This is a genomic window from Amorphoplanes friuliensis DSM 7358 (genome assembly GCF_000494755.1).
Taxonomy (GTDB): Bacteria; Actinomycetota; Actinomycetes; order Mycobacteriales; family Micromonosporaceae; genus Actinoplanes; species Actinoplanes friuliensis.
The window spans coordinates 3,645,302-3,664,850 of the sequence record NC_022657.1 but is presented as its reverse complement, the minus strand read 5'-3'; the positions used below and the strand labels follow the sequence as shown (position 1 = coordinate 3,664,850).

Here is a 19,549-nt window from a genome sequence, read left to right as displayed (position 1 = left end):
CCCGCCGGTGGCCGGCCCCGCCGCGGTGCTGTCACTCGGCGCCGCGGCCGCAGCCGCCGACCCGGACGCTCTGCGGGCGGCCGGCACCACCGTCATGCCCGACACCGGCCCGCTGACCATCACCGTCCCCGGCCTGGTGGCGGGGTGGGCGGCGGTCGCAAGCCTCGGCGCCCGGCTCGGCTGGGCCGACCGACTCGCCCCGGCGATCGCCCTGGCCGCCGGGGGTGCCGCGGTCAGCCCCGGTCTCGGCCGGGCACTGCGCGAGGGCCGGGACACCATCAGCGCCGACCCCGGCCTGCGTGCGGTGTTCGGCGACGCCGGCGAGGGCACCGTCGTGCGCCAGCCCGCCCTGGCCGCGTCCCTGACCGAGCTGGCCGGGGACTGGACGACCTTCTACCGCGGCCCCCTGGGGCAGCGCCTCGCCGCCGGGCTCACCCGCCTCGGCAGCCCGCTGACCGCCGCCGACCTGGCCGCCCACCGCGCCGAGATCACCGACCCCCTCCTCCGGTACGCCCACGGCGCCGAGTGGGCCGCGGCTCCGCCGCCGAGCCAGGGCGCGACGTTCCTCGCCCTGGTCGGCTCCGGCCGGCTGCTGACCGACGCCCGGCGCGCCCAGGCGGCCCGGGACGCCCTGCTCGGCGATCCGCGTACCGGGCCGGTCGACCTGCCCGGCCTGCTGCTGGACGCCCCGCGGCCCGCGGCCGGTGCCGCAACCGGCCCGATCCCGACCGGTGACACCGTCGCCGTGACCGCGGTGGACGCCGACGGCACCGCGGTGTCGCTGATCCAGAGCCTGTTCCACAGCTTCGGGTCCGGTCTGCTCGAACCGGACACCGGCATCGTGCTGCACAACCGGGGCTCGATGTTCAGCCTCGACCCGCGGCACCCCGGCCGGCTCGTCCCCGGATCCCGTCCCCCGCACACCCTGTGTCCGGTGGTGGCGATCGATGGCGACACCGTTCTGGCGCTGGGCTGCCAGGGCGGGCGTTCCCAGCCGTGGATCCTGGCCCAGCTGGCCGCGGACGCACTCCGCGGCGAGGACCCGCAGGCGATCGTCGACCGGCCACGCTGGATCATCGGCCCGGGCGGCCTGGTGCTGGAGCCCGGCACACCGGGCGCCGGCGACCTGACCGCCGCCGCCGGCGATCTCCCGGTCACCACCACGGCGGCCCTGCACGACAGCGGCGGCCACGTGCAGCTGGCGCGCTTGCGCGGCACGACATTGGACGCGGCCAGCGACCCCCGGGCCGACGGCGTCGCCGCGGTGCTCGGAACGCTTGGCACGTAAAGGGGAGCAGTACCGTCGCCCGTCCTCCTAGCGTCTACGGGGACGGACACGGCACTGCTGGAGGAGAACCCCGATGCGCACGACACTGCTGATGGCCGGCGTGGTGGGTCTGCTCCTGAGCACCGCCGCCTGCGGTTCCACCTCGACCGAAGCCGGCGAGCTCACCACGGCGACGTCGCTGCTGCCCGCGTCGTCCACCGAGTACACGTTTGTCGTCCCGGACGAGGGCGCCGACTTCGTCGACCCCGCCACCGGCGAACCGCCCACCCCGTGCCGCACCGGCGAACTCCGCATCACCGGTGGCGACCAGGCCCTGATCTTCGAGAACATCACCGGCCACGCCTGCTCGCTCCACGGCCACCCGGCGATCGGTTCGCTGACCCCCGCCGGCGACAAGACCCAGGCCATCCTCCTGTCACCCGGCGACCGGGTCCAGGCGGTGCTCCGGCCGGCCACCAAGGCCTGTGATCCCGTACGGGTAAAGGGTTTGAAGGTCTCCGCCCCCGAGGACCCGGCCACAGTGGTCGTCGACGCGCCGGACACCTGCGCCTCCGCCGTCGAGGCCTTCACCCCGATCGCCGAGTGACCCGCCGCCGGTCCTGCGCCGAGGGCGGAAACAAAGGGAAGGCAGCGGACGGGCGAATCCTCCTATAGTTGGCGGATGCCACAAAGGAGACCGACGCTGGCCGATGTCGCTGCCGGGGCGGGGGTGTCGAAGGCCGCCGTCTCACGGGTGATCAACGATGCGCCAGGGGTGGCACCGCACACGCGGGCGCGGGTCCGGGAGGTCATCGACCGGCTCGGCTACCGGCCCGATCCGGTGGCACGGGCGCTTGCTTCGGGGCACGGCGACGTCATCGAGCTGGTGGTGGTCGACGACGCCACCGTCTTCGGGAGCAGCCCCTATTACGGGCGGGTCACCGCGGGGATCCTGCAGGAGCTGGCCGGGACTAACTCGCAGCTGAGCGTTCATGTGGTGGAGAAGCCGGACGCAGCCGCCCTGCTGACGCGGATCGCCGACACGGTGAGCGCCGGGGTCGTGCTCGTCAATGTCGCGCCGGCGCTGGCCGCGGAGTTCCACGCCCGGTGCGAGCGGGTGGTGGCGATGAGCCCGTCGGCTCCGGGCGTCCCGTTCGTCGGTGTGGAGAACGCCGAGGGGGCGTACGCCGCGATGGTGCACCTGCACGAGACCGGCCGCAAGCGCATCGCCGCGCTGCACGGGCAGGAGGGAAATCCCTGCGCCGAGGGCCGGCGGAAGGGGCATCAGCGGGCCGTCCGGGATCTCGGGATCCCCGACGTCGCCGCAGCCGGGAAGTTCCGGCGGGAGGCGGGGTACGAGCTGACCCAGCGCTTGCTCGCCGAGGAGCCGGAGCTGGATGCCATCTTCGTCGCGTGCGATCTGATGGCGACCGGTGCGATGCAGGCGCTCGCCGACGCCGGGCGGCGCATTCCGGAGGATGTGGCGGTGGTCGGCTTCGACGACAGCGTGATCGCGGCCTGTTCCACACCGCCGATGTCGTCGGTGCACCAGCCGGTCGAGCAGATGGCGGCCGCCGCGACGCGAGCACTGGTACGCCGCCAGGTCGCCCCGCACTGGCAGCGTGTCTTCCCGGCCGAGCTGAGGGTGCGCCGGAGCTCGGCCGCCTGATCGACAGAACCTCCTCACGACGGTTACAATGCAGTCGTATTGCAAAACGAGGAGGCGACATGAAGGCGCTGCTGCGGGCCGAGGCTGCGATGTGGCGCAGCATGTTCGTGCTGATCCGGCGCCGGCCCCTCGACCTGGGGCCCGGCGAGACGCCCTTCGGGTACCTCGGCGTCGTCAAGCCGATCCTCTTCGTTCTCATCGGGCTGTCGGTCGTCGAGATCCCCATCCTCGACCTGATCATCAAGAACGTCGTCCCGTGGCCGCCCGCCCGGTGGATCATGCTGGTGATCAGCATCTGGGGACTGCTCTGGATGATCGGCTTCTACGCGAGCATGAAGATCCACCCCCACGTGACCGGGCCGGCCGGCCTCCGGGTGCGCGTGGGCGCCGGCCTCGACGTCACCGTGCCGTGGGAGGACGTCGAGTCGGTCGGCAAGCACTACCGCTCGCTGCCGTCGAGCAAGTCGGTGCAGTTCGAGGACGACGGTGACCGGCGGGTGCTCGCCGTCGTCGCCGCGGGCCAGACCAGCGTCGACGTCCGGCTCCGCCGCCCGACGACCTTCACCCTGCCCAAGGGGCCGAGCGAGCCGGTCCAGGAGCTCCGCCTGTACGCCGATGAGCCCGCCGGCCTGGTCAGCGCGGCGCGCGAATGGCTGGCACCGGCAGAGCCCTCAACTCGCCCGTGACGGATCCGATACGGAGGGGGTACCTCGACCACCCTCCGTGAGGATCACCATGACCACCGCAACACGCGAACTCCCGGCGTCCACCGCACCGGACCGGCACACCGGGCGCTGGTGGGCCCTCGTGGTCCTGGCCATGGCCCAGCTGATGGTGGTGCTCGACGCCACGATCGTGAACATCGCACTGCCCACCGCGCAGCGCGACCTGGCCTTCTCCGACGCCGGCCGGCAGTGGGTCGTCACCGGGTACGCCCTCGCCTTCGGCAGCCTGCTGCTGCTCGGCGGGCGCCTGTCGGACAACGTGGGCCGCAGGAAGATGTTCCTCATCGGCCTGATCGGCTTCGCACTGGCCTCGGCCCTCGGCGGCGCCGCGCAGGGCATCGAGATGCTGATCGTCGCCCGGGTGCTCCAGGGCGCGTTCGGCGCGGCCCTCGCCCCGGCGGCGCTGTCGCTGCTGTCGACGACCTTCACCGACCCGGCCGAACGCGGCAAGGCCTTCGGCATCTTCGGCGCGATCTCCGGCGCCGGTGGCGCGGTCGGCCTGCTGCTCGGCGGAGTCCTGACCGAGTACGCCTCCTGGCGCTGGTGCCTCTACGTCAACCTGCTCTTCGCCGTCGCCGCGGTCGTCGGCGCGACCTTCAAGCTGCGCGACGAGCCCGTCCGCAACCGTGCCCGCCTCGACTGGCCGGGTGTCGTCACCGCAGTCGGCGGCCTGGTGGCGCTCGTCTACGGTCTCGGCAACGCGGAGACCGACGGCTGGGACGACCCGATGACCTACGGCTTCATCATCGCCGGCGCCCTGATCCTGATCGCCTTCGTCATCATCGAACGCCGCGTCGCCAACCCGCTGCTCCCCCTGCGAGTGGTGATCGACCGCAACCGCGGCGGTGCCTACGCCGCCGTCGCCATCGCCGGTGCGGGCATGTTCGGCGTGATGCTCTTCCTGACCTACTACCTCACCAACACCCTCGGCTTCACGCCGATCCAGTCGGGCCTGGCGTTCCTGCCGCTGCTGGCCGGCGTCATGCTGACGGCCACCACGGTCGGATCCACACTCACCCCGAAGATCGGCCCGCGCCCGCTGGTCCCGCTCGGCGCCCTGATCGCCGCGGGCGGCATGGTCCTCCTGACCCGCCTGGACCTGGACTCGAGCTACGTCACCGGTGTCCTGCCGGGCCTGGTCCTGATCGGCCTCGGCATGGGCCTGATCTTCGCCCCGACCCAGAACACCGCCACCTCCGGCGTCCAGCACCAGGACGCGGGCGTCGCCTCAGCGATGATCAACACCGCCCAGCAGATCGGCGGTTCCATCGGTACGGCCCTGCTCAGCGGTTTCGCCGCAACTGCTGCCACGAACGCCATGGTGGGCCGGGCCCCTGGACCCGAGACCGCCGCCCTGGCCGCGATCTCGAGCTACCACACGGTCTTCTGGTGGTCGGCCGGCTTCTTCCTCGTCTGCGCCGTCGTCGCCGCCGTGGTCTTCCGGACCGGCCCGCTCGAGGTCGACCCGGACGCGGCCCCCGTCATCGCCCACTGACCCACCCGCGTTGCCCGACCGCCCCGGCCTCCCGGCCGGGGCGGTTCTGCTTGTGCCGGGCGGTCCTGCCTACGCCCGGCGGTCCTGCTCGTGCCGGACGGTCCTGCTCGTGCCGGACGGTCCGCTCACCCGGGCGGTCCTGCTCGGCCAGGCGGTCCTGCTCGGCCGGGCGGTCCTGCTTACGCCGGGCGGTCCTGCTCGTGCCGGACGGTCCTGCTCGTGCCGGACGGTCCGCTCACCCGGGCGGTCCTGCTCGGCCGGGCGGTCCTGCTCACCCGAACGCTCCCGCTCACCCGGGCGGTCCCGCTCGTGCCGGGCGGTGCCGCTCGCCCGAACGCTCCCGCTCACCCGGCGGTCCCGCTCGTGCCGGGCGGCGCCGCTCACACGAACGGGACCGCTTACGCCGAAGTGGAGCGCTTTCAGGGGCGGGCGATTCTTGGCGGAAATCGGGGATTGCTCAGAGGCGGGCGATTGCTGAGGCGGGGTCCTCGATGGCGTCGGCGACGCTGCGCATGAAGCCGGCGGCGGTGCCGCCGTCGCAGACGCGGTGGTCGAAGACGAAGCTCATCTGCGTGATCTTGCGGACGCAGACCTCGCCGCCGACGACCCATGGGCGGTCGATGATGCGGCCGAAGCCGAGGATCGCCACCTGCGGATGGTTGATGATCGCCGCGCTGCCGTCGACGTTGAAGCTGCCGTAGTTGTTCAGCGTGAACGTCCCGGCGGACAGCTCCTGGGCGGTGGCCCGCCCCTCGCGGGCGCTCGCGGTGACCCGGCGGATCTCCTCGTCCAGCTGCGCGGTGGTCCGGTTCCCGGCGTCCATGACCGCGGGGACGACCAGACCACGCTCACCCTGCACCGCGATGCCGAGGTTCACCCGCTCGAACTCGACGATCTCCTGCCGCTCGGTGTCCACCCGCGCGTTGAGCATCGGGTACTGCCGCAGCCCCGCCACGACGAACCGCGCGATATAGGCCAGCAGTCCGGGGCCTCCGGGTGTGCTCGCGCGCAGCTCCCACAGCGGTGTCGCGTCCACGTCGACCCAGACCGTGGCCTCGGGGATCTCGGCCCGGCTGCGTGTCAGCGCCGCCGAGACCGCCTTCCGGAACCCGCTCAGCGCGATCCGCCGCTCCCCCGCCACCGCGGGCGCGGCCGCCACGGAACCAGCGGCTTGCGCCGGAGCCGCGAACGCGGTCGACCCAAGACCAGCGGCTTGCGCCGAAGCTACGGACGCGGTCGATCGGAGATCAGCGGCTTGCGCCGGGGACGCGGACGCGGCCGCCGCAAAATCATCGGCTTGCGCCGGAGCCCAGGCCCTGGTCGACCCGGATTCAGCGGCTTGCGGGGACGCGGATGGGCGGGTGAGGGCGCGGTCGACGTCGGCGCGGGTGATGATGCCACCGGGGCCGCTGGGCGTGACGGATCGCAGGTCGAGGCCGCCCTCGCGGGCCAGGCGGCGGACCAGCGGTGAGATGACCAGGGGCGCCCGTCCGGCCGCCGGGGCAGCCGGCTGCAGCGCGGCCCGCGGGCGACGGCGACGTGACGTGGCCGACGCGCCCGTGGTCCCGTACCCGATGAGGACGTTGCCTGATCCGGCCTGTTCCTCCTCGCGGTAGGTCTCCGCCGCGGGGACGAGCGCCGCGACGGTCAGCAGCGGTTTGCCGACCTCGAGCGTCGCGCCCTCGGGGGCGTGCCGGGTGGCGATGCGGCCGGCGTACGGTGTCGGGACCTCGACCAGGGACTTGGCCGTCTCGACCTCGACCACCGGCTGGTCGACGGCCACCGTGTCACCCTCGGTGACGAGCCAGCGCACGACCTCCGCCTCGGTCAGTCCTTCGCCGAGGTCCGGGAGGAGGAAGGTCCGGTCGCTCATCGGTCCTCCCACTGCAGGTCGTCGACGGCGTCGAGCACGCGGTCGACGCCCGGCAGCTGGAAGTGTTCCAGCTTCGGCGGCGGGTACGGGATGTCGAAGCCGGTCACGCGCCGGATCGGGGCGTGCAGGGAGTGGAAGCAGCGTTCGGTGACGCGGGCGACGATCTCCGAGGAGACGCTGGCGAAGCCGGAGGACTCGGCGACGACCACGGCGCGGCCGGTGGATCGCACCGCCGCGCAGACGGTCTCGTCGTCGAACGGCACGATCGAGCGCAGGTCGACGACCTGCAGGCTGCGCCCCTCCTGCGCCGCGACGGCCGCGGCTTCGAGGGCGACCGGCACCGTCGGCCCGTACGCGATGAGGGTCGCGTCGGTGCCTTCCCGGCGCACGACCGCGCGGCCGATGCCGGGCACGGGCGCCGCGAGCTCGACCTCCTCCTTGCTCCAGTAGAGCTTCTTCGGCTCCAGGAACACGACCGGGTCCGGCGAGGCGATCGCCTCCCGCAGCAGCGCGTACGCGTCAGCCGGCGTCGCCGGTGCGACCACGTGCAGTCCCGGTGTGTGGGCGTAGTACGCCTCCGAGGAGTCGCAGTGGTGCTCGACGCCGCCGATGCCACCCGCGTACGGGATCCGGATGACCATGGGGAGCGTGACGCGACCGCGGGTGCGGTTCCGCATCTTGGCGACGTGGCTGACGATCTGCTCGAACGCGGGGTAGGCGAACGCGTCGAACTGCATCTCGACGACCGGGCGGAGGCCGTTCATGGCCATGCCGACGGCGACGCCGACGATGCCGGACTCGGCCAGGGGTGTGTCGAAGCAGCGGTCCTCGCCGAACTCGGCGGTGAGGCCGTCGGTGATCCGGAAGACGCCGCCGAGCGCGCCGACGTCCTCACCGAAGACCACCACGGTCGGATCCGCGGCCAGGGAGTCTCGCAGCGCGCGGTTGAGGGCCTGCGCCATCGTCAGTTTGACGTGTTCGGTGGCGGTGGCGGTCATCGCAGCGCTCCTTCGCGGTCCAGTTCGTCGGCGACCAGCGCCGCCTGCTCGCGCAGCTGCGGGGTCGGCTCGGCGTAGATGTGGTCGAACAGCTTCGCCGGGTCGGGCTCGATGTCGCGGTGCAGCCCGTCGCGGACGTGAGCGGCGAGCTGCTCGGCTGTGGCCGCGAAGCCCGCGAGCTGCTCGTCGTCGACCAGACCGCGCTCGCGGAGGTGGCGTTCCAGGCGGGTGATCGGGTCTCGCTCGACCCAGGCCGCGACCTCGTCGTCCTTGCGGTACCGCGTGGCGTCGTCGGCATTGGTATGGGCCTGCATCCGGTACGTGTGCGCCTCGATCAGCTGCGGTCCGCCGCCGGCGCGAGCCCGCTCGACAGCGGCACCCAGCACCGCGAGCAGCGCGGCCAGGTCGTTGCCGTCGACACGCTCCCCCGGTACGCCGTACCCGATGCCCTTGTGGGCCAGCGACGGCGCCGCGGTCTGCCGGGCGAGGGGGACGCTGATGGCGTACTCGTTGTTCTGCACGAAGAAGACGACCGGGGCCTTGAGGACCGCGGCGAAGTTGAGCGCCTCGTGGAAGTCGCCCTCGCTGGTGCCGCCGTCGCCGCACATGGCCATGACCACGGTCGGCTCGCCGCGCAGGCGGGCCGCGTGCGCGACACCGACCGCGTGCGGCAGCTGGGTCGCCAGCGGAGTGGCGTGCGGGGCGACCTTGTGGTCGTACGGGTCGTAACCGCAGTGCCAGTCGCCCTTGAGCAGCGTCAGCGCCTCGACGGGGTCGACACCCCGGCCGACGGCGGCGACCGTGTCGCGGTAGGTCGGGAACAGCCAGTCGTCGCCGGTCAGGACCTGCGCGGCGGCGACCTGGCAGGCCTCCTGGCCGTGCGAGGAGGGGTAGACCGCCAGCCGGCCCTGCCGGACCAGCGCGTACGCCTGGTCGTTGAGCCGCCGGGCGGTGATCAGGGCGGCGAGGCCCCGGACCAGTTCGGTGTCGTCGGGAACGGCATGGCCGGGATCGCCGGTCGCCTGCCCGTCGACGCCGATCAGCGTGACGGGCTCCGGCGACGGCAAAAGGTGGTGCGCGTCACCTGTCATGCAGACATGGTCGTATCCCGGCCATTCGGTTTCCACAAGCCGCCGGAAACCGAGAAAAGGTACGCTCGGACCGGCCTTTCCGACGCCAGATGTCCAGCCGCGGCGGTTCGCGGGCGAGGGGGACGAGACAAGTGGCCAGCGCGCTGGACGACATCGACCGGCAGATCCTCGCCGAGCTCACCCGTGACGGCCGGATGTCCATGCGCACCCTCGCGGAGACCTTGCACATCTCCCGCGCCAACGCGTACGCACGGGTCGAACGCCTCCGCGCCGCGAACGTCATCAGGGGCTTCCGCGCCGACATCGATCCCGTCGCGGCCGGTCTCGGCACCTCGGCCTACGTCACGGTGAACCTGCACCAGGCGGAGTGGCGGGTCGTCGGCGAGCAGCTGCGGGCCCTGCCCGGGGTGGTGCACATCGCCCTGGTCGGCGGGGAGTTCGACGCGATCCTGCTGGTCCGGGCCAAGGACAACGCCGACCTCGGCCGCCTCGTCCTGAACGTCATCCAGGGCATGCCCGGGGTGATCAACACCCGCACGCTGCTGGTCTTCGAGGAGACCGAGGCGCCGATGGGCGCGGTGACCACCCTCAGCCGATGATCACGGTCTGCAGCTCGGTGAACGTCTCCATCGGCGACGCTCCGCCGACCCGGCCGAGCCCGCTGTCGGTGCCGGCGCGCCCGCCGAACGGCAGGTGGCTCTCCCAGTAGTTCGTCGACTCGTTGATGTTGACCCAGCCGGTGCGGACGGCGTCGGCGAAGGCCAGCCCGGCGTTGAGGTCAGCCGTGTAGACCGCGGCGAGCAGGCCGTACCGGGAGGCGTTGGTCAGCTCGATCGCCTCGTCGAGCGAGCCGATCCCGACGATCGGCGCGATCGGGCCGAACGTCTCGTCGGTGGCGGCCAGCGCATCCGCGGGCACACCGGTCAGCACGGTCGCCGGCCAGTAGAGGTCGGTGGCAAAACCGGTCGCGCGGGCGCCGCCGGTCAGGACCTTCGCACCGCGCTGCACGGCGTCGGCGACGTGCTCGTCCATCTTGGCCGCGACACCGGCGTTGTTCAGCGGGCCCATCGTGGTGGCGTCGTCGAGCGGGTCACCGAGCCGGATCCGGTCCTGCACCGCGCGCGCCAGCCGGTCGGCGAAGTCGTCCCGGACCGCGTCGTGGACCAGCAGCCGCTCACCGGCGGTGCAGCTCTGCCCGGCGCACAGGAAGCAGGCCAGCAGCGCGCCCTCGACCGCACGGTCGAGGTCGGCGTCCGCCAGCACCACGATCGGGCCGTTGCCACCCATCTCCAGCAGCGTCGCCTTGCCCGCGGCGGCACTCGCCACGGAACGTCCCGTGGCGGTCGAGCCGATGAAGGCGACCACGTCCGTACCCGGGTTGCGGGCGATCTCGTCACCCACCACCGGGCCGGGACCGGTGACCAGGTTGACCACACCCGGCGGCAGATCAGCCTCGGCGAGACACGCGGCCAGCGCGGCCGCGGACACCGCCGTCGACGGCGCCGGCGTCCAGACGACCGTGTTGCCGCTGGCCAGCGCGGGGGCGATCAGCTCGGCCGGCATCGTGTAGGGCCAGTTCCACGGCGTGATCACCCCGACGACTCCGCGCGGGCGGCGGATCAGCAGGGCCCGTTTGCCCGTACTCGCGGAGTTGGGCAGCAGGCCGCCCAGCCGCTTGCCGTCCTCCGCCGCCATGCGCCAGTAGGTGACCAGTTCGTCCACTTCGTCGTACGCCTCGGCGCGCAGCGGCTTGCCCTGGTCCAGGGTCAGCGTGCGGGCCAGCTCGTGCCGGCGGCCCTCGATCACGTCCGCGACCCGGTGCATCAGCGCGGCCCGCTCGAACGCGGACAGCCGCGCCCACCCGGGAGCGGCCCGGCGCGCCGCCGCGATCGCCGCACGCGCGTCCTCCCGATCACCCTCCGGGACCGTACCCAGGTCCTCGCCGGTCGCCGGGCTGGTCGCCACGGTGGTGGCGGAGGAGAGCGCGCCGGTCCAGGCGCCGTTCACGAACATCTGAGGCATGCCCGCCATGATCCCGTGGACTACGCCCGTGGCGAAAGGGCTGGGAGGTGCGCGCCACTCGATGGTTGGGTGGGGAATGGAGATTCTGATTCTGGGCGGCACGGCCTGGCTCGGCCGCGAGATCGCCCGGCAGGCAGTGGAACGCGGCCACTCGGTGACCTGCCTGGCCCGCGGTGAGAGTGGCGGCGTCGCCGAGGGCAGCACCCTGATCACGGCGGACCGGCGCAGCCCCGCGGCCTACGACGCGCTGACCAGCCGCGACTGGGACGAGGTGGTCGAGGTCTCCTGGCAACCCGGGTTCGTCCGCTCGGCGCTGCACGCCCTGGCCGGCCGGGCGCGGCACTGGACGTACGTGTCGTCGGTCAGCGCGTACGCCTCCCACGGCGACATCGGCGCCGACGAGTCCGCGGCGCTGCTGCCGGCGACCGACCGGGACGAAGTGGACCGTGACCTGTACGGCGAGGCCAAGGTGACCTGCGAGGCCCTGTCGTCCGAAGCAGCCGGTGACCGCCTCCTGATCGCCCGCGCCGGACTCATCGGCGGCCCCGGCGACCACACGGGACGGTCCGGATACTGGGTCTCCCGCGCTGCCCGTGACCCGCAGGGACCGATGCTGGTCCCCGGCTCCCCCGGCATCCCGACGCAGGTCATCGACGTCAGGGACCTCTCCGGCTGGCTGCTCGACGCTGCCGCGGCCCGCACCACGGGGACGTTCAACACCCTGGGACCGATCGTGCCGTTCGGGGAGTGGGTCGAGCTGTGCCGCCGGATCGGCGGTCACACCGGACCTGTCGTCGAGGCCTCACCCGGGTGGCTGCTCGAGCACGCCGTGAAGGAGTACATGGGCCCGGAGTCCCTGGCGATGTGGCTCGTCGAACCGGGCTGGGAGGGCTGGTCGGCCCGCAGCGGCGATGCGGCCCTCGCCGCGGGCCTGCACCACCGGCCCCGCGCCGAACTGGTCACCGACGTGCTGGCCTGGGAACGCCGAACCGGCCTGGACCGTCCCCGCAACGCCGGTCTCAGTGCTCAGCGGGAACGCGACCTGCTCGCCCTGCTGACCTGACAGGTCAGGCGCGCTCGTTGCGGTCGAGGCCGACGAACATCGGCACCTCCCGGCGCAGGCGCTCGTTCATCGCCTCGATCTCCTCCGGCGAGGCCTCCCGCAGCGCCGGCGGCAGCCCGCGCAGGACCGTCTCGAGGTCGACCGCCCGGTTGGCGTTGTGGTGGTAGTACCGCAGCTGAGCGACGAAGTCGGCGATCAGCATCGTCGCCTTGACCGGGTTGTCCCGCCACAACCAGGTGAAGACGGCACCGAAGGAATCGCTGACGAGCGCCGCCCCGCCCGGCTCGAAGTGCCCGAGAGTCAGCTCGGCCTCGTAGAACACCAGGCCGACGAGCAGCTGGTCCAGAATGTGATCCGGTATCTCTCGAGTGCTCACCCTCGCATCCTCGCCGCTCCCGCCCCGTCAGGCGACCCTGGAGCCCCGGTAGCATCTGGCGGCTCGCCGACAGAGAGGGTGCCCGCCATGGTCAGTGCCAGCGATTTCCGCCGCGGCGACAGGCTGCTGCTGTCCTGCGAACCCTGCACCGTCGAGGTGACCGGAAGCGATCGGTTCTTCGTCTACGTGCGCTGGCCGTGGGGTGAGCCCGACCCCGGGTCGGAGCACCCTGGGGAGCAGTCCCGGGCGTTCGCCCGCGACCCCGCGAGCGAGGACTTCCAGGATCAGGTGTGGCGGCTGGACCCGCCGCCGGCCGACCTGACCACGGGAGACGTCTGCACGCTCTTCGCCCCGCCCACCAAGGTCATCGTCAGGGCGATCTCGCGCTTCGACCCGCCCCTGGACATCGGACGGCTCCCCCGCCCGTCCGCGGCCCTGCACTTCAGGCCCGCCGGCCGGTGGCGGTGGTACGCGGACACCGGGGACACGATCTACCTCGACCTCGTCGAACCGCTGGTCATCGAGCACGTCGGGCGGCTGCGTAAATGGATCGACCGGGTGTCCGGGCGGCGGTTATCGTCGCGGTCGCACACCTAGGAGGTCATCATGTACAGCGACCGTGACGCCGAGGCGTCCTTTTGAGCGCACCAGCAAGCGCCGCCGGGGGTTCCCTCTAGCGAGACACAGGTCAAGCGGGGCGACCGCGTGGTCGGTGGTGGCAAGGAGCTGATCGAGAAGCTCGGCGGCAACGACCCCTGCCCGTGCGGCTCCGGGCGGCGGTTTCCGCCGGTGCTGCCGCAGCGGCGGACGGTACGACGACGCCAACGGCCACTACTACGTCCGTGACTGAAGCGACGCACCCGGCCGGTGTCAGGGCAACCTGCGCCGGCCGGCGAACCCCAGGTCGAGCCGGTGGTACCACTCCAGCGCGGCCTCGCCCTCCAGCCAGCACAGCAGGACCGGCACCCCGTCGAGGTCGGCCGGGAAGTCGACGAGCAGCGGCGCGATGCCCTTGAGCTCAACACCGGTCTGCTGAACCTCGGTCATCAGCTCGTTGAGCCGGGCCTCGGCGGCCTTGCGCTCCGGCAAACCCCCGAGACTGCTCTGCGGCCCGCCCGGCGTCAGCGCCGCGGTCAGCTCGACCACGTCGGCGCGCACCACGACGATCTCGTCCAGCAGCGGCATGAGCTGCGCGAGCTCGGCCCGCGCCTCGTCGATCGTGAACAGCCCCATGACGTCCGAGTCTGTCACCTCCGCCGCCGCGGACGGTGCCGGGAGGGGTGTCCGCGCATCGGGCGACTACCGCCGGGTAACTTGATGGCTCAAGGACGGTACGAGGGAAGGTGTCACGATGCGGTACGTGGCGGTCGGTGACAGCTTCACCGAGGGAATGGGCGACGAGCTTCCGGACGGGTCCGTGCGCGGGTGGGCCGATCTGGTCGCCGCCGGGCTGGCGTCGGCCGAGCCCGGCTCGGTGCAGTACGCCAACCTGGCGATCCGCGGGCGCCTGCTCGACCCCATCGTGAACGACCAGCTCGAGGCCGCGATGGCGCTGTCGCCCGCGCCGACGCTGGTCACGCTCAACGGCGGCGGCAACGACATGATGCGCCGCGGCACCGACATCGAACGCCTCGTCGGCCTGCTCGACCGCGCGATCCGCCGCTGCGTCGACGCCGGCATCCGCATGGTGGTCCTCAGCGGCGCCGACCCGTCGGAGCGGCTCCCGTTCGGCGGTGTCATCCAGCGCCGGGCCGAGATCCTCACCACCCGCACGCGGGAGCTGGTGGAGAAGTACGACATCGAACTGGTCGACGTCTTCCACGACGTCGAGATCCGCAAGGCGCCGTACTGGTCGGCGGACCGCCTGCACCTCAACGCCGCCGGTCACCAGCGGGTCGCCGGTCTGGTCCTCACCCAGCTGGGCCACGACCACGCCGCGCACGTCGTCGACCCGGGGCCCGGCGAGAGCCGCCGGGTGCTGGCCGAGGCCCGCTACTACCGCGAGCACGTCCTGCCCTGGGTGACCCGCCGCCTCCGGGGCCGTTCCTCCGGTGACGACCGCACGGGGAAATACCTCGACTGGGTGCCGGTCGAGACCGCGTGAGAGTCTGCTGTCCGTGAAGGAACCGACCGAGCTGGAACAGCTGGTCTCTCTGGTGGCGCGGAACCCCGGGGAGGCCGCGCGGCGCCTGCGGGAGCGCAGCGATCGGACTCCGGGCACCGGCCCGCTCAGCCATCTCGCGATGCTGCGTTTCGACGCCGCACGGCACGGCGTGACCGGGCCGCTGACGGGCGCGGGCGCCCTCGCGCGGACCCTGATCGAGTCCGGCACCCCGGTGGACGGCCTGCCGGAGGACCCGGAGACACCGCTGATCACCGCGGCGAGCTACGGCGACGCCGAGGTCGCCCGGGTTCTCCTCGATGCAGGCGCCGACCTGGATTCGACCGCCTCACCCGACGCCGGTGGTGTGCGGGGCGGCACCGCTCTGCTGCACGCGGCTGTCTTCGGTATGACGGCCGTCCTGGACCTGTTGCTCGCCGCGGGCGCGCGCGTCGGCAGCCTCAGCGAAGCCGCCGCGGCCGGCACGGTGACCGGGTGGCTGACCGCGGACACTCCCCCGCTCGACCGTGTCCGGGCCCTGGCGATGGCGGCCGACCACGAGCGCCTGGCGGTGATCGACCAGCTGCTCGAGGCCCGGACGCCGATCGACGCCGAGGACACGCACTACCGGCGGCAGGCCCTGCGCCTGGCCGCGACACGCGGCCGCACCCGCAGCGTCGCGCACCTGCTCAGCCGCGGAGCCGATCCGCAGCACCGCGATCCGTTCACCCACCGCACCGCCCTGGAGTGGTGCCGCGAGCTCGGCGGCGGCACCGCCGTCGAGGCGCTGCTGACCGCGTGACCCGAGCTTGATCGCAGTCCGGCGCCGGTGGTTGGCTGAGCCGCATGACCGATCTCGGACCCGTCGCCTGGCCGCCCGATCCGATCCGGACCGAGCGGCTCGTCCTGCGTGAATCGCAGGCCCGTGACCGCCCGGTGTTCCTCGAGCTGCTGACGTGTCCCGAGGTGAACACCTACCTCGGCGGCCCGCAATCAGGTGAAGATCTCCCCGCGGTGCCGGAGAGCCGGCCCGGCAGTTTTGTCGTCGAGCTCGACGGCGCGATGATCGGCCACGTCCTGCTGCGGAGGGCGACCGGCCACCGCCGCCCGGCCGCTGCGGGCCGGGCCGACCTCGGCTACCTGTTCGTGCCAAGGGCGTGGGGGTCCGGCTACGCCACCGAGGCGTGCGCGGCGGCCCTCGCCTGGCTCGACGACGCCCTTCCCGATGAGCCGGTCGTCCTCACCACCCAGACCGCCAACATTGCCTCGATGCGCCTCGCGGCCAGGCTGGGCTTCACCGAGGTGGAGCGCTTCGAGGCCTGGGACGCCGAACAGTGGCTCGGCCTGCGCTCCCCGGTCAGGGGACGCGGCGGAAGCTCCAGATGATGGCGGCCGGGGTGTTCTCGCAGGCGGCGTCCACCGCGCCGGCTGCCCAGGTCCGGGCGAAAGGGCCTCCCTGGTGGGGAGACGGTGGCCACGACGGCTCGTGGCACTGGCGGATCTCCAGGCCGGCGGACAGTGCCGCGGTGATGTAGTCGCTGGGCCGGAACCGCCCGGCCGGCAGGCGCGCTTCGAGGCCGCTGTCGTCCACGACGGCGGCGATACCGCCGAGGTAGAGGGACTGCCAGTGGATGTCGGACGTGACGAGATGCCCGCCCGGCTTCAGGACACGGGCCAGTTCCGCGAACGCGGGTCCGAGCGCCGGCAGGTGAGCCAGGGCGAGACCGCACGTCACGATGTCGAAGCTGCTGTCGGGCAAGGGCAAGCGGCGCAGATCGCCGAGCGCAAAAACGCCGGACCGGACCTTGTCGTGCGCTCGCCCGAGCATGTCCTCGGAGCTGTCGACGCCCACCACGGTGCATCCGCGGTCGGCCAGCAGGGCGGAAAATCGGCCGGTACCGCAGGCCGCGTCCAGCGCGTGACCGGGTGGCAGCCCGGCGAGGATGTCCCGCACCAGGGGTTCGTCGACCGCGATGAGCGGGTTACCGGGTTCGTCGTAGGTCCTCGACCAGTGCCGGTAACCCGCAACGGTGTCGATCTCGCCCACGTGGTCCACGGTCCCGAGTTCACCCCGGTCCCACGCGGCGACCATGGCGCGTATCTCGTCGAGCCGCGCCTCGACGAACCGGGCGCCGAACTCGCCGGCGTACGCGCGGTGCAGAGCCAGTCCTTCGTATCCGAGCAGAAACGCGAGGGGATGCCGGTAGGCCATCTCAGCGCAGGGCTTTCCGGATCTCGGCCAGGAGGACCTCGTCGGTGGCCAGGTCGGGCGCCAGCAGGGTGAGGACGTCGCGGGCCGAGCCGGCCCTTTCCCGGTACGCCGCAGCGCCGGCGTCTTTCACGGGTGCGCCGATGCCGCGCAGGTGGTCGATCCAGGCGGCGAGGATGCGGACTCCCCCGACCGGCACACGTCCGGCCGCGCGTTCGCCGCGCACCACCGGCAGCGCGCGGATCGGGACCTTCTGCGAGCCGTCGGCGGCGATCTGCGCCAGCGTGTGCCGGATCCGGGGGTTGGCAAACCTTTCCAGCAGGGCCTTCCGGTACGCGAGCACGTCGCCGGCGGGCAGCGGCACGTACCGGGCCGCCTCGTCCCACCAGTCGTCGAGCCAGCCGCGGCAGACCGGGTCGGCGACCGCGGCGGCGATGGTCTCGTGGCCCCGGGCGCTGCCCGCGTACGCGAGGAGGCTGTGCCCGCCGTTGAGCAGCAGCAGTTTGCGGGTCTCGTACGGGTGCACGTCGTCGACGAAGCGGGCGTCCCACGCGGGGCGCCCGGCCGGGAAGTCGCCGCTGAGCACCCACTCGGTGAACGGTTCGGTGACGACCGGGACGGCGTCCGCCCAGCCCGTCTCGGCCAGGACGACTTCCACGTCCTCCGGCCTCGTCCGCGGCGTGATGCGGTCGACCATGGTGTCCACGAAGGACACACTGTCGCGGATCCAGGGCGCCAGGGCCGGATCGGTCGAGGCGGCCAGCGCGGTCACGACGTCGGCGGTCCGCGAGCCGTTGCGGGGCAGGTTGTCGCAGGACACCACCGCCAGGGGTCCGGCGCCGGCGGCCCGGCGTGCGGCGAGCCCGTCGACGAGACGCCGCGCGACCACGCCGCCCTCGGCGTACGCCGACTCGGTGACGGTCAGCGTCACCACGGCCACCTCGGGCAGGGCGAGGTGAGCACTCCACGCTGCTGTGTCCGTACCGGGAAGGGCTTTGACGACCGCCTCCTGGACCGCCATCTCGTCGTGCGAAGGGCCGCGGACGATCAGGGTGTAGCGGCCGTCCTGGCGGGCGAGGTCGTCGGCGAGGCCGCGGGACCGGCCGGTGAACGCGGCGATCCCCCACCGGCCGGCGTCCGGCGCCGCGCCGGTGTACCAGGCCTGGTGGGCGCGGAAGAAGCCGCCGAGTCCGAGGTGGACGATGCGGACGGGTGCCCTCACAGCTTGAAGACCTTCCTGGGCTGCTCGGTGACGAGCATCGTGATGGTGTCGAGGGCCTCGTCCTCGTCCAGGCGGTGGGCCGCGACGAGGCCGGCGAGGAAGCCGGCGTCGAGGCGGCGGGACATGTCGTGGCGGGCCGGGATCGAGCAGAACGCGCGGGTGTCGTCGATGAAGCCGGACATGCGCCCGAAGCCGGCGATCTCGCTGACGGACTCCTGATAGCGGCGGATCAGGGCCGGGTTGTCGAGGAACCACCACGGCGCCCCGGCGTAGACCGACGGGTAGAAGCCGGCCAGCGGGGCGACCTCGCGGGCGAAGACGTCGGGGTCCACGGTGAAGAGCACCAGGTGGAAGCCGGGATGGGTGCCGTACCGGCCGAGCAGCGGGCGCAGCGCGTCGGTGTATTCGACGGCCAGGGGGATGTCGGCGCCGGTGTCCGGGCCGTAGCGCACGAGCGTGTCCGGGTGGTGGTTGCGGCGCACGCCCGGGTGCAGCGTCATGACCAGGCCGTCGTCGCAGGACATCCGGGCCATCTCCAGGATCATGTGCCGCCGGAAGGCGGTCGCCTCGGCCTCCGAGACCTGCCCGGCCAGGGCCCAGCGGTAGATGCGCTCGGCCTCGGCGCGGTCCAGCGGCGTGGTGATCGTGTCGGTGTGGCTGTGGTCGGCCGAGACCGCGCCGTGGTCGACGAAGTAGCGGCGGCGGCGTTCCAGCGCGGCCACGTAACCGGCGTAGTCGCCGACCTCGGTCTCCGCGACCGCGCCCAGCCGCTTGACCGCTTCGGCCCAGCCCGGCGCGGCCGGTTCGAGGTAGCGGTCGGGCCGGAACGTCGGCGTGATCCGCGCCTTGATCCCCGGGTCGGCCGCGAGGGCGGCGTGCACCTCGAGATCGTCGGCCGGGTCGTCGGTCGTCGCGAGCACCTCGATCCCGAAACGCTCCAGCAGCGCGCGGGGCCGGTGACCCTCGCCGGCCAGCTGCCCGGCGATCCGGTCGTAGAGGTCGTCGGCGTTGCCCGCGTCGGGCCGCTGCGTGATGCCGAAGATCTCGGCGAGTTCGCTGTCGAACCAGTACCGCACCGGGGTGCCGCGCAGCAGGTGCCAGTTGGTGCAGAGCAGGCGCCAGACCTCCCGGGCCTTGTCCTCGGTCAGCGGCCCCTCGCCGACACCGAGGCGGTCGAGCTGTACGCCACCCGCGTGCAGCAACCGCGTCACGTAGTGGTCCGGCTGGATGAGCAGGCTCGCCGGGTCCGCGAACGGGGTGTCGTCCAGCAGGATCCGCGGATCGACGTGACCGTGCGGCGAGATGATCGGCAGTTCCCGGACCGCGGCGTACAGCCGGCGGGCGATGTCGCGTACCCCGGGATCGGCGGGCAGGAGCCGGTCGGGGTGCACAGTCAAGGTGGCCATGGCCCGAGCGTCGCGGGGTGGACGGGCGCGGG

22 protein-coding genes are annotated in these 19,549 nt (G+C 72.7%); 12 read left to right on the top strand and 10 right to left on the bottom strand.

Annotated elements, in window-relative coordinates:
* Positions 1-7 precede the first annotated feature (7 nt).
* The 5 genes from AFR_RS48405 (at position 8) to AFR_RS17070 (ending at position 5,156) form a co-directional block, all read left to right on the top strand.
* The gene (locus AFR_RS48405) at positions 8-1,288 is read left to right on the top strand and encodes a gamma-glutamyltransferase (RefSeq protein WP_023361813.1); all 1,281 of its coding nucleotides are present in this window, start codon (positions 8-10) and stop codon (positions 1,286-1,288) included.
* 73 nt (positions 1,289-1,361) lie between these two features.
* Positions 1,362-1,874, top strand: coding sequence for a DUF4232 domain-containing protein (locus AFR_RS17085; protein ID WP_023361811.1), 513 nt, complete (start codon positions 1,362-1,364; stop codon positions 1,872-1,874).
* A gap of 75 nt (positions 1,875-1,949) precedes the next feature.
* On the top strand, positions 1,950-2,936 hold the full coding sequence (locus AFR_RS17080) for a LacI family DNA-binding transcriptional regulator (RefSeq protein ID WP_041840928.1): 987 nt from the start codon (positions 1,950-1,952) through the stop codon (positions 2,934-2,936).
* A 59-nt stretch (positions 2,937-2,995) separates the two neighbouring features.
* On the top strand, positions 2,996-3,622 hold the full coding sequence (locus AFR_RS17075) for a hypothetical protein (RefSeq protein WP_023361807.1): 627 nt from the start codon (positions 2,996-2,998) through the stop codon (positions 3,620-3,622).
* Between the two features lie 49 nt (positions 3,623-3,671).
* A complete protein-coding gene (locus AFR_RS17070) occupies positions 3,672-5,156 on the top strand; it encodes an MFS transporter (protein ID WP_023361805.1) in 1,485 nt (494 codons plus the stop codon).
* 69 nt (positions 5,157-5,225) lie between these two features.
* Here AFR_RS17070 and AFR_RS46110 read toward each other — a convergent pair whose 3' ends face one another.
* The 4 genes from AFR_RS46110 to pdhA all read right to left on the bottom strand — a co-directional run bounded on the left by AFR_RS46110 (position 5,226) and on the right by pdhA (position 9,118).
* Positions 5,226-5,504 (bottom strand): hypothetical protein, encoded by a 279-nt coding sequence (locus AFR_RS46110; protein WP_148307984.1) that lies wholly within the window; start codon positions 5,502-5,504, stop codon positions 5,226-5,228.
* 109 nt (positions 5,505-5,613) lie between these two features.
* Positions 5,614-7,029, bottom strand: a complete 1,416-nt coding sequence (locus AFR_RS17065) for a dihydrolipoamide acetyltransferase family protein (RefSeq protein WP_023361803.1) — start codon at positions 7,027-7,029, stop codon at positions 5,614-5,616.
* Complete coding sequence (locus AFR_RS17060; protein WP_023361801.1) at positions 7,026-8,027, bottom strand: alpha-ketoacid dehydrogenase subunit beta; 1,002 nt, start codon at positions 8,025-8,027, stop codon at positions 7,026-7,028. Before AFR_RS17060 ends, AFR_RS17065 begins: the two co-directional genes overlap by 4 nt.
* Positions 8,024-9,118, bottom strand: a complete 1,095-nt coding sequence (pdhA, locus tag AFR_RS17055) for a pyruvate dehydrogenase (acetyl-transferring) E1 component subunit alpha (protein ID WP_041840927.1) — start codon at positions 9,116-9,118, stop codon at positions 8,024-8,026. Before pdhA ends, AFR_RS17060 begins: the two co-directional genes overlap by 4 nt.
* 89 nt (positions 9,119-9,207) lie before the next feature.
* Between pdhA and AFR_RS17050 the strand changes: the two genes are divergently transcribed.
* The gene (locus tag AFR_RS17050) at positions 9,208-9,717 is read left to right on the top strand and encodes an Lrp/AsnC family transcriptional regulator (RefSeq protein ID WP_052359404.1); all 510 of its coding nucleotides are present in this window, start codon (positions 9,208-9,210) and stop codon (positions 9,715-9,717) included.
* Here the strand turns inward: AFR_RS17050 and AFR_RS17045 are convergent.
* Positions 9,707-11,140 carry an aldehyde dehydrogenase family protein gene (locus tag AFR_RS17045; protein ID WP_023361796.1) on the bottom strand — a complete coding sequence of 478 codons (1,434 nt, stop codon included), beginning with the start codon at positions 11,138-11,140 and terminating at the stop codon, positions 9,707-9,709. The genes AFR_RS17050 and AFR_RS17045 overlap by 11 nt on opposite strands.
* 76 nt (positions 11,141-11,216) lie before the next feature.
* On the opposite strand from AFR_RS17045, the gene AFR_RS17040 reads away from it, so the two are divergent.
* Entirely contained in the window at positions 11,217-12,203 is a 987-nt protein-coding gene (locus tag AFR_RS17040) for a Rossmann-fold NAD(P)-binding domain-containing protein (protein WP_023361794.1), read from the top strand.
* A 4-nt stretch (positions 12,204-12,207) separates the two neighbouring features.
* On the opposite strand, the gene AFR_RS17035 is transcribed toward AFR_RS17040, so the two are convergent.
* Positions 12,208-12,579 (bottom strand): hypothetical protein, encoded by a 372-nt coding sequence (locus AFR_RS17035; protein ID WP_023361792.1) that lies wholly within the window; start codon positions 12,577-12,579, stop codon positions 12,208-12,210.
* Positions 12,580-12,666: 87 nt separating this feature from the next.
* On the opposite strand from AFR_RS17035, the gene AFR_RS17030 reads away from it, so the two are divergent.
* Positions 12,667-13,176, top strand: a complete 510-nt coding sequence (locus AFR_RS17030; RefSeq protein WP_023361790.1) for a hypothetical protein — start codon at positions 12,667-12,669, stop codon at positions 13,174-13,176.
* Positions 13,177-13,284: 108 nt separating this feature from the next.
* Complete coding sequence (locus AFR_RS48705; protein ID WP_202964003.1) at positions 13,285-13,425, top strand: SEC-C metal-binding domain-containing protein; 141 nt, start codon at positions 13,285-13,287, stop codon at positions 13,423-13,425.
* Between the two features lie 24 nt (positions 13,426-13,449).
* Here AFR_RS48705 and AFR_RS17025 read toward each other — a convergent pair whose 3' ends face one another.
* The gene (locus AFR_RS17025; RefSeq protein WP_023361788.1) at positions 13,450-13,812 is read right to left on the bottom strand and encodes a DUF2203 domain-containing protein; all 363 of its coding nucleotides are present in this window, start codon (positions 13,810-13,812) and stop codon (positions 13,450-13,452) included.
* A gap of 118 nt (positions 13,813-13,930) precedes the next feature.
* Between AFR_RS17025 and AFR_RS17020 the strand changes: the two genes are divergently transcribed.
* Genes AFR_RS17020 through AFR_RS17010 form a run of 3 tightly spaced genes read left to right on the top strand, consistent with a single transcriptional unit; the run spans position 13,931 to position 16,066 of the window.
* Positions 13,931-14,683, top strand: coding sequence for an SGNH/GDSL hydrolase family protein (locus tag AFR_RS17020; RefSeq protein WP_023361786.1), 753 nt, complete (start codon positions 13,931-13,933; stop codon positions 14,681-14,683).
* Positions 14,684-14,696: 13 nt separating this feature from the next.
* Positions 14,697-15,482, top strand: coding sequence for an ankyrin repeat domain-containing protein (locus tag AFR_RS43690; RefSeq protein ID WP_023361784.1), 786 nt, complete (start codon positions 14,697-14,699; stop codon positions 15,480-15,482).
* Between the two features lie 44 nt (positions 15,483-15,526).
* Positions 15,527-16,066, top strand: a complete 540-nt coding sequence (locus AFR_RS17010; RefSeq protein ID WP_023361782.1) for a GNAT family N-acetyltransferase — start codon at positions 15,527-15,529, stop codon at positions 16,064-16,066.
* On the opposite strand, the gene AFR_RS17005 is transcribed toward AFR_RS17010, so the two are convergent.
* From AFR_RS17005 to uxaC, 3 genes are read right to left on the bottom strand one after another with little or no spacing between them, the layout of a single operon-like run.
* Complete coding sequence (locus tag AFR_RS17005; RefSeq protein WP_023361780.1) at positions 16,038-16,892, bottom strand: class I SAM-dependent methyltransferase; 855 nt, start codon at positions 16,890-16,892, stop codon at positions 16,038-16,040. The two genes, AFR_RS17010 and AFR_RS17005, sit on opposite strands and share 29 nt — an antisense overlap.
* 1 nt (position 16,893) lies before the next feature.
* Positions 16,894-18,111 carry a mannitol dehydrogenase family protein gene (locus tag AFR_RS17000; RefSeq protein ID WP_023361775.1) on the bottom strand — a complete coding sequence of 406 codons (1,218 nt, stop codon included), beginning with the start codon at positions 18,109-18,111 and terminating at the stop codon, positions 16,894-16,896.
* Positions 18,108-19,517, bottom strand: coding sequence for a glucuronate isomerase (gene uxaC, locus AFR_RS16995; RefSeq protein WP_023361773.1), 1,410 nt, complete (start codon positions 19,515-19,517; stop codon positions 18,108-18,110). Before uxaC ends, AFR_RS17000 begins: the two co-directional genes overlap by 4 nt.
* Positions 19,518-19,549: the final 32 nt, after the last annotated feature.

Excerpts from the sequence above, each read along its gene's own strand:
- AFR_RS17085 (WP_023361811.1), top strand. The coding sequence starts at position 1,362 with ATGCGCACGACACTGCTGATGGCCGGCGTGGTGGGTCTGCTCCTGAGC.
- AFR_RS17080 (WP_041840928.1), top strand. The coding sequence starts at position 1,950 with ATGCCACAAAGGAGACCGACGCTGGCCGATGTCGCTGCCGGGGCGGGG.
- AFR_RS17075 (WP_023361807.1), top strand. The coding sequence starts at position 2,996 with ATGAAGGCGCTGCTGCGGGCCGAGGCTGCGATGTGGCGCAGCATGTTC.
- AFR_RS17070 (WP_023361805.1), top strand. The coding sequence starts at position 3,672 with ATGACCACCGCAACACGCGAACTCCCGGCGTCCACCGCACCGGACCGG.
- AFR_RS17065 (WP_023361803.1), bottom strand. The coding sequence starts at position 7,029 with ATGAGCGACCGGACCTTCCTCCTCCCGGACCTCGGCGAAGGACTGACC.
- AFR_RS17060 (WP_023361801.1), bottom strand. The coding sequence starts at position 8,027 with ATGACCGCCACCGCCACCGAACACGTCAAACTGACGATGGCGCAGGCC.
- pdhA (WP_041840927.1), bottom strand. The coding sequence starts at position 9,118 with ATGACAGGTGACGCGCACCACCTTTTGCCGTCGCCGGAGCCCGTCACG.
- AFR_RS17050 (WP_052359404.1), top strand. The coding sequence starts at position 9,208 with ATGTCCAGCCGCGGCGGTTCGCGGGCGAGGGGGACGAGACAAGTGGCC.
- AFR_RS17045 (WP_023361796.1), bottom strand. The coding sequence starts at position 11,140 with ATGCCTCAGATGTTCGTGAACGGCGCCTGGACCGGCGCGCTCTCCTCC.
- AFR_RS17040 (WP_023361794.1), top strand. The coding sequence starts at position 11,217 with ATGGAGATTCTGATTCTGGGCGGCACGGCCTGGCTCGGCCGCGAGATC.
- AFR_RS17030 (WP_023361790.1), top strand. The coding sequence starts at position 12,667 with ATGGTCAGTGCCAGCGATTTCCGCCGCGGCGACAGGCTGCTGCTGTCC.
- AFR_RS17025 (WP_023361788.1), bottom strand. The coding sequence starts at position 13,812 with ATGGGGCTGTTCACGATCGACGAGGCGCGGGCCGAGCTCGCGCAGCTC.
- AFR_RS17020 (WP_023361786.1), top strand. The coding sequence starts at position 13,931 with ATGCGGTACGTGGCGGTCGGTGACAGCTTCACCGAGGGAATGGGCGAC.
- AFR_RS17010 (WP_023361782.1), top strand. The coding sequence starts at position 15,527 with ATGACCGATCTCGGACCCGTCGCCTGGCCGCCCGATCCGATCCGGACC.
- AFR_RS17005 (WP_023361780.1), bottom strand. The coding sequence starts at position 16,892 with ATGGCCTACCGGCATCCCCTCGCGTTTCTGCTCGGATACGAAGGACTG.
- uxaC (WP_023361773.1), bottom strand. The coding sequence starts at position 19,517 with ATGGCCACCTTGACTGTGCACCCCGACCGGCTCCTGCCCGCCGATCCC.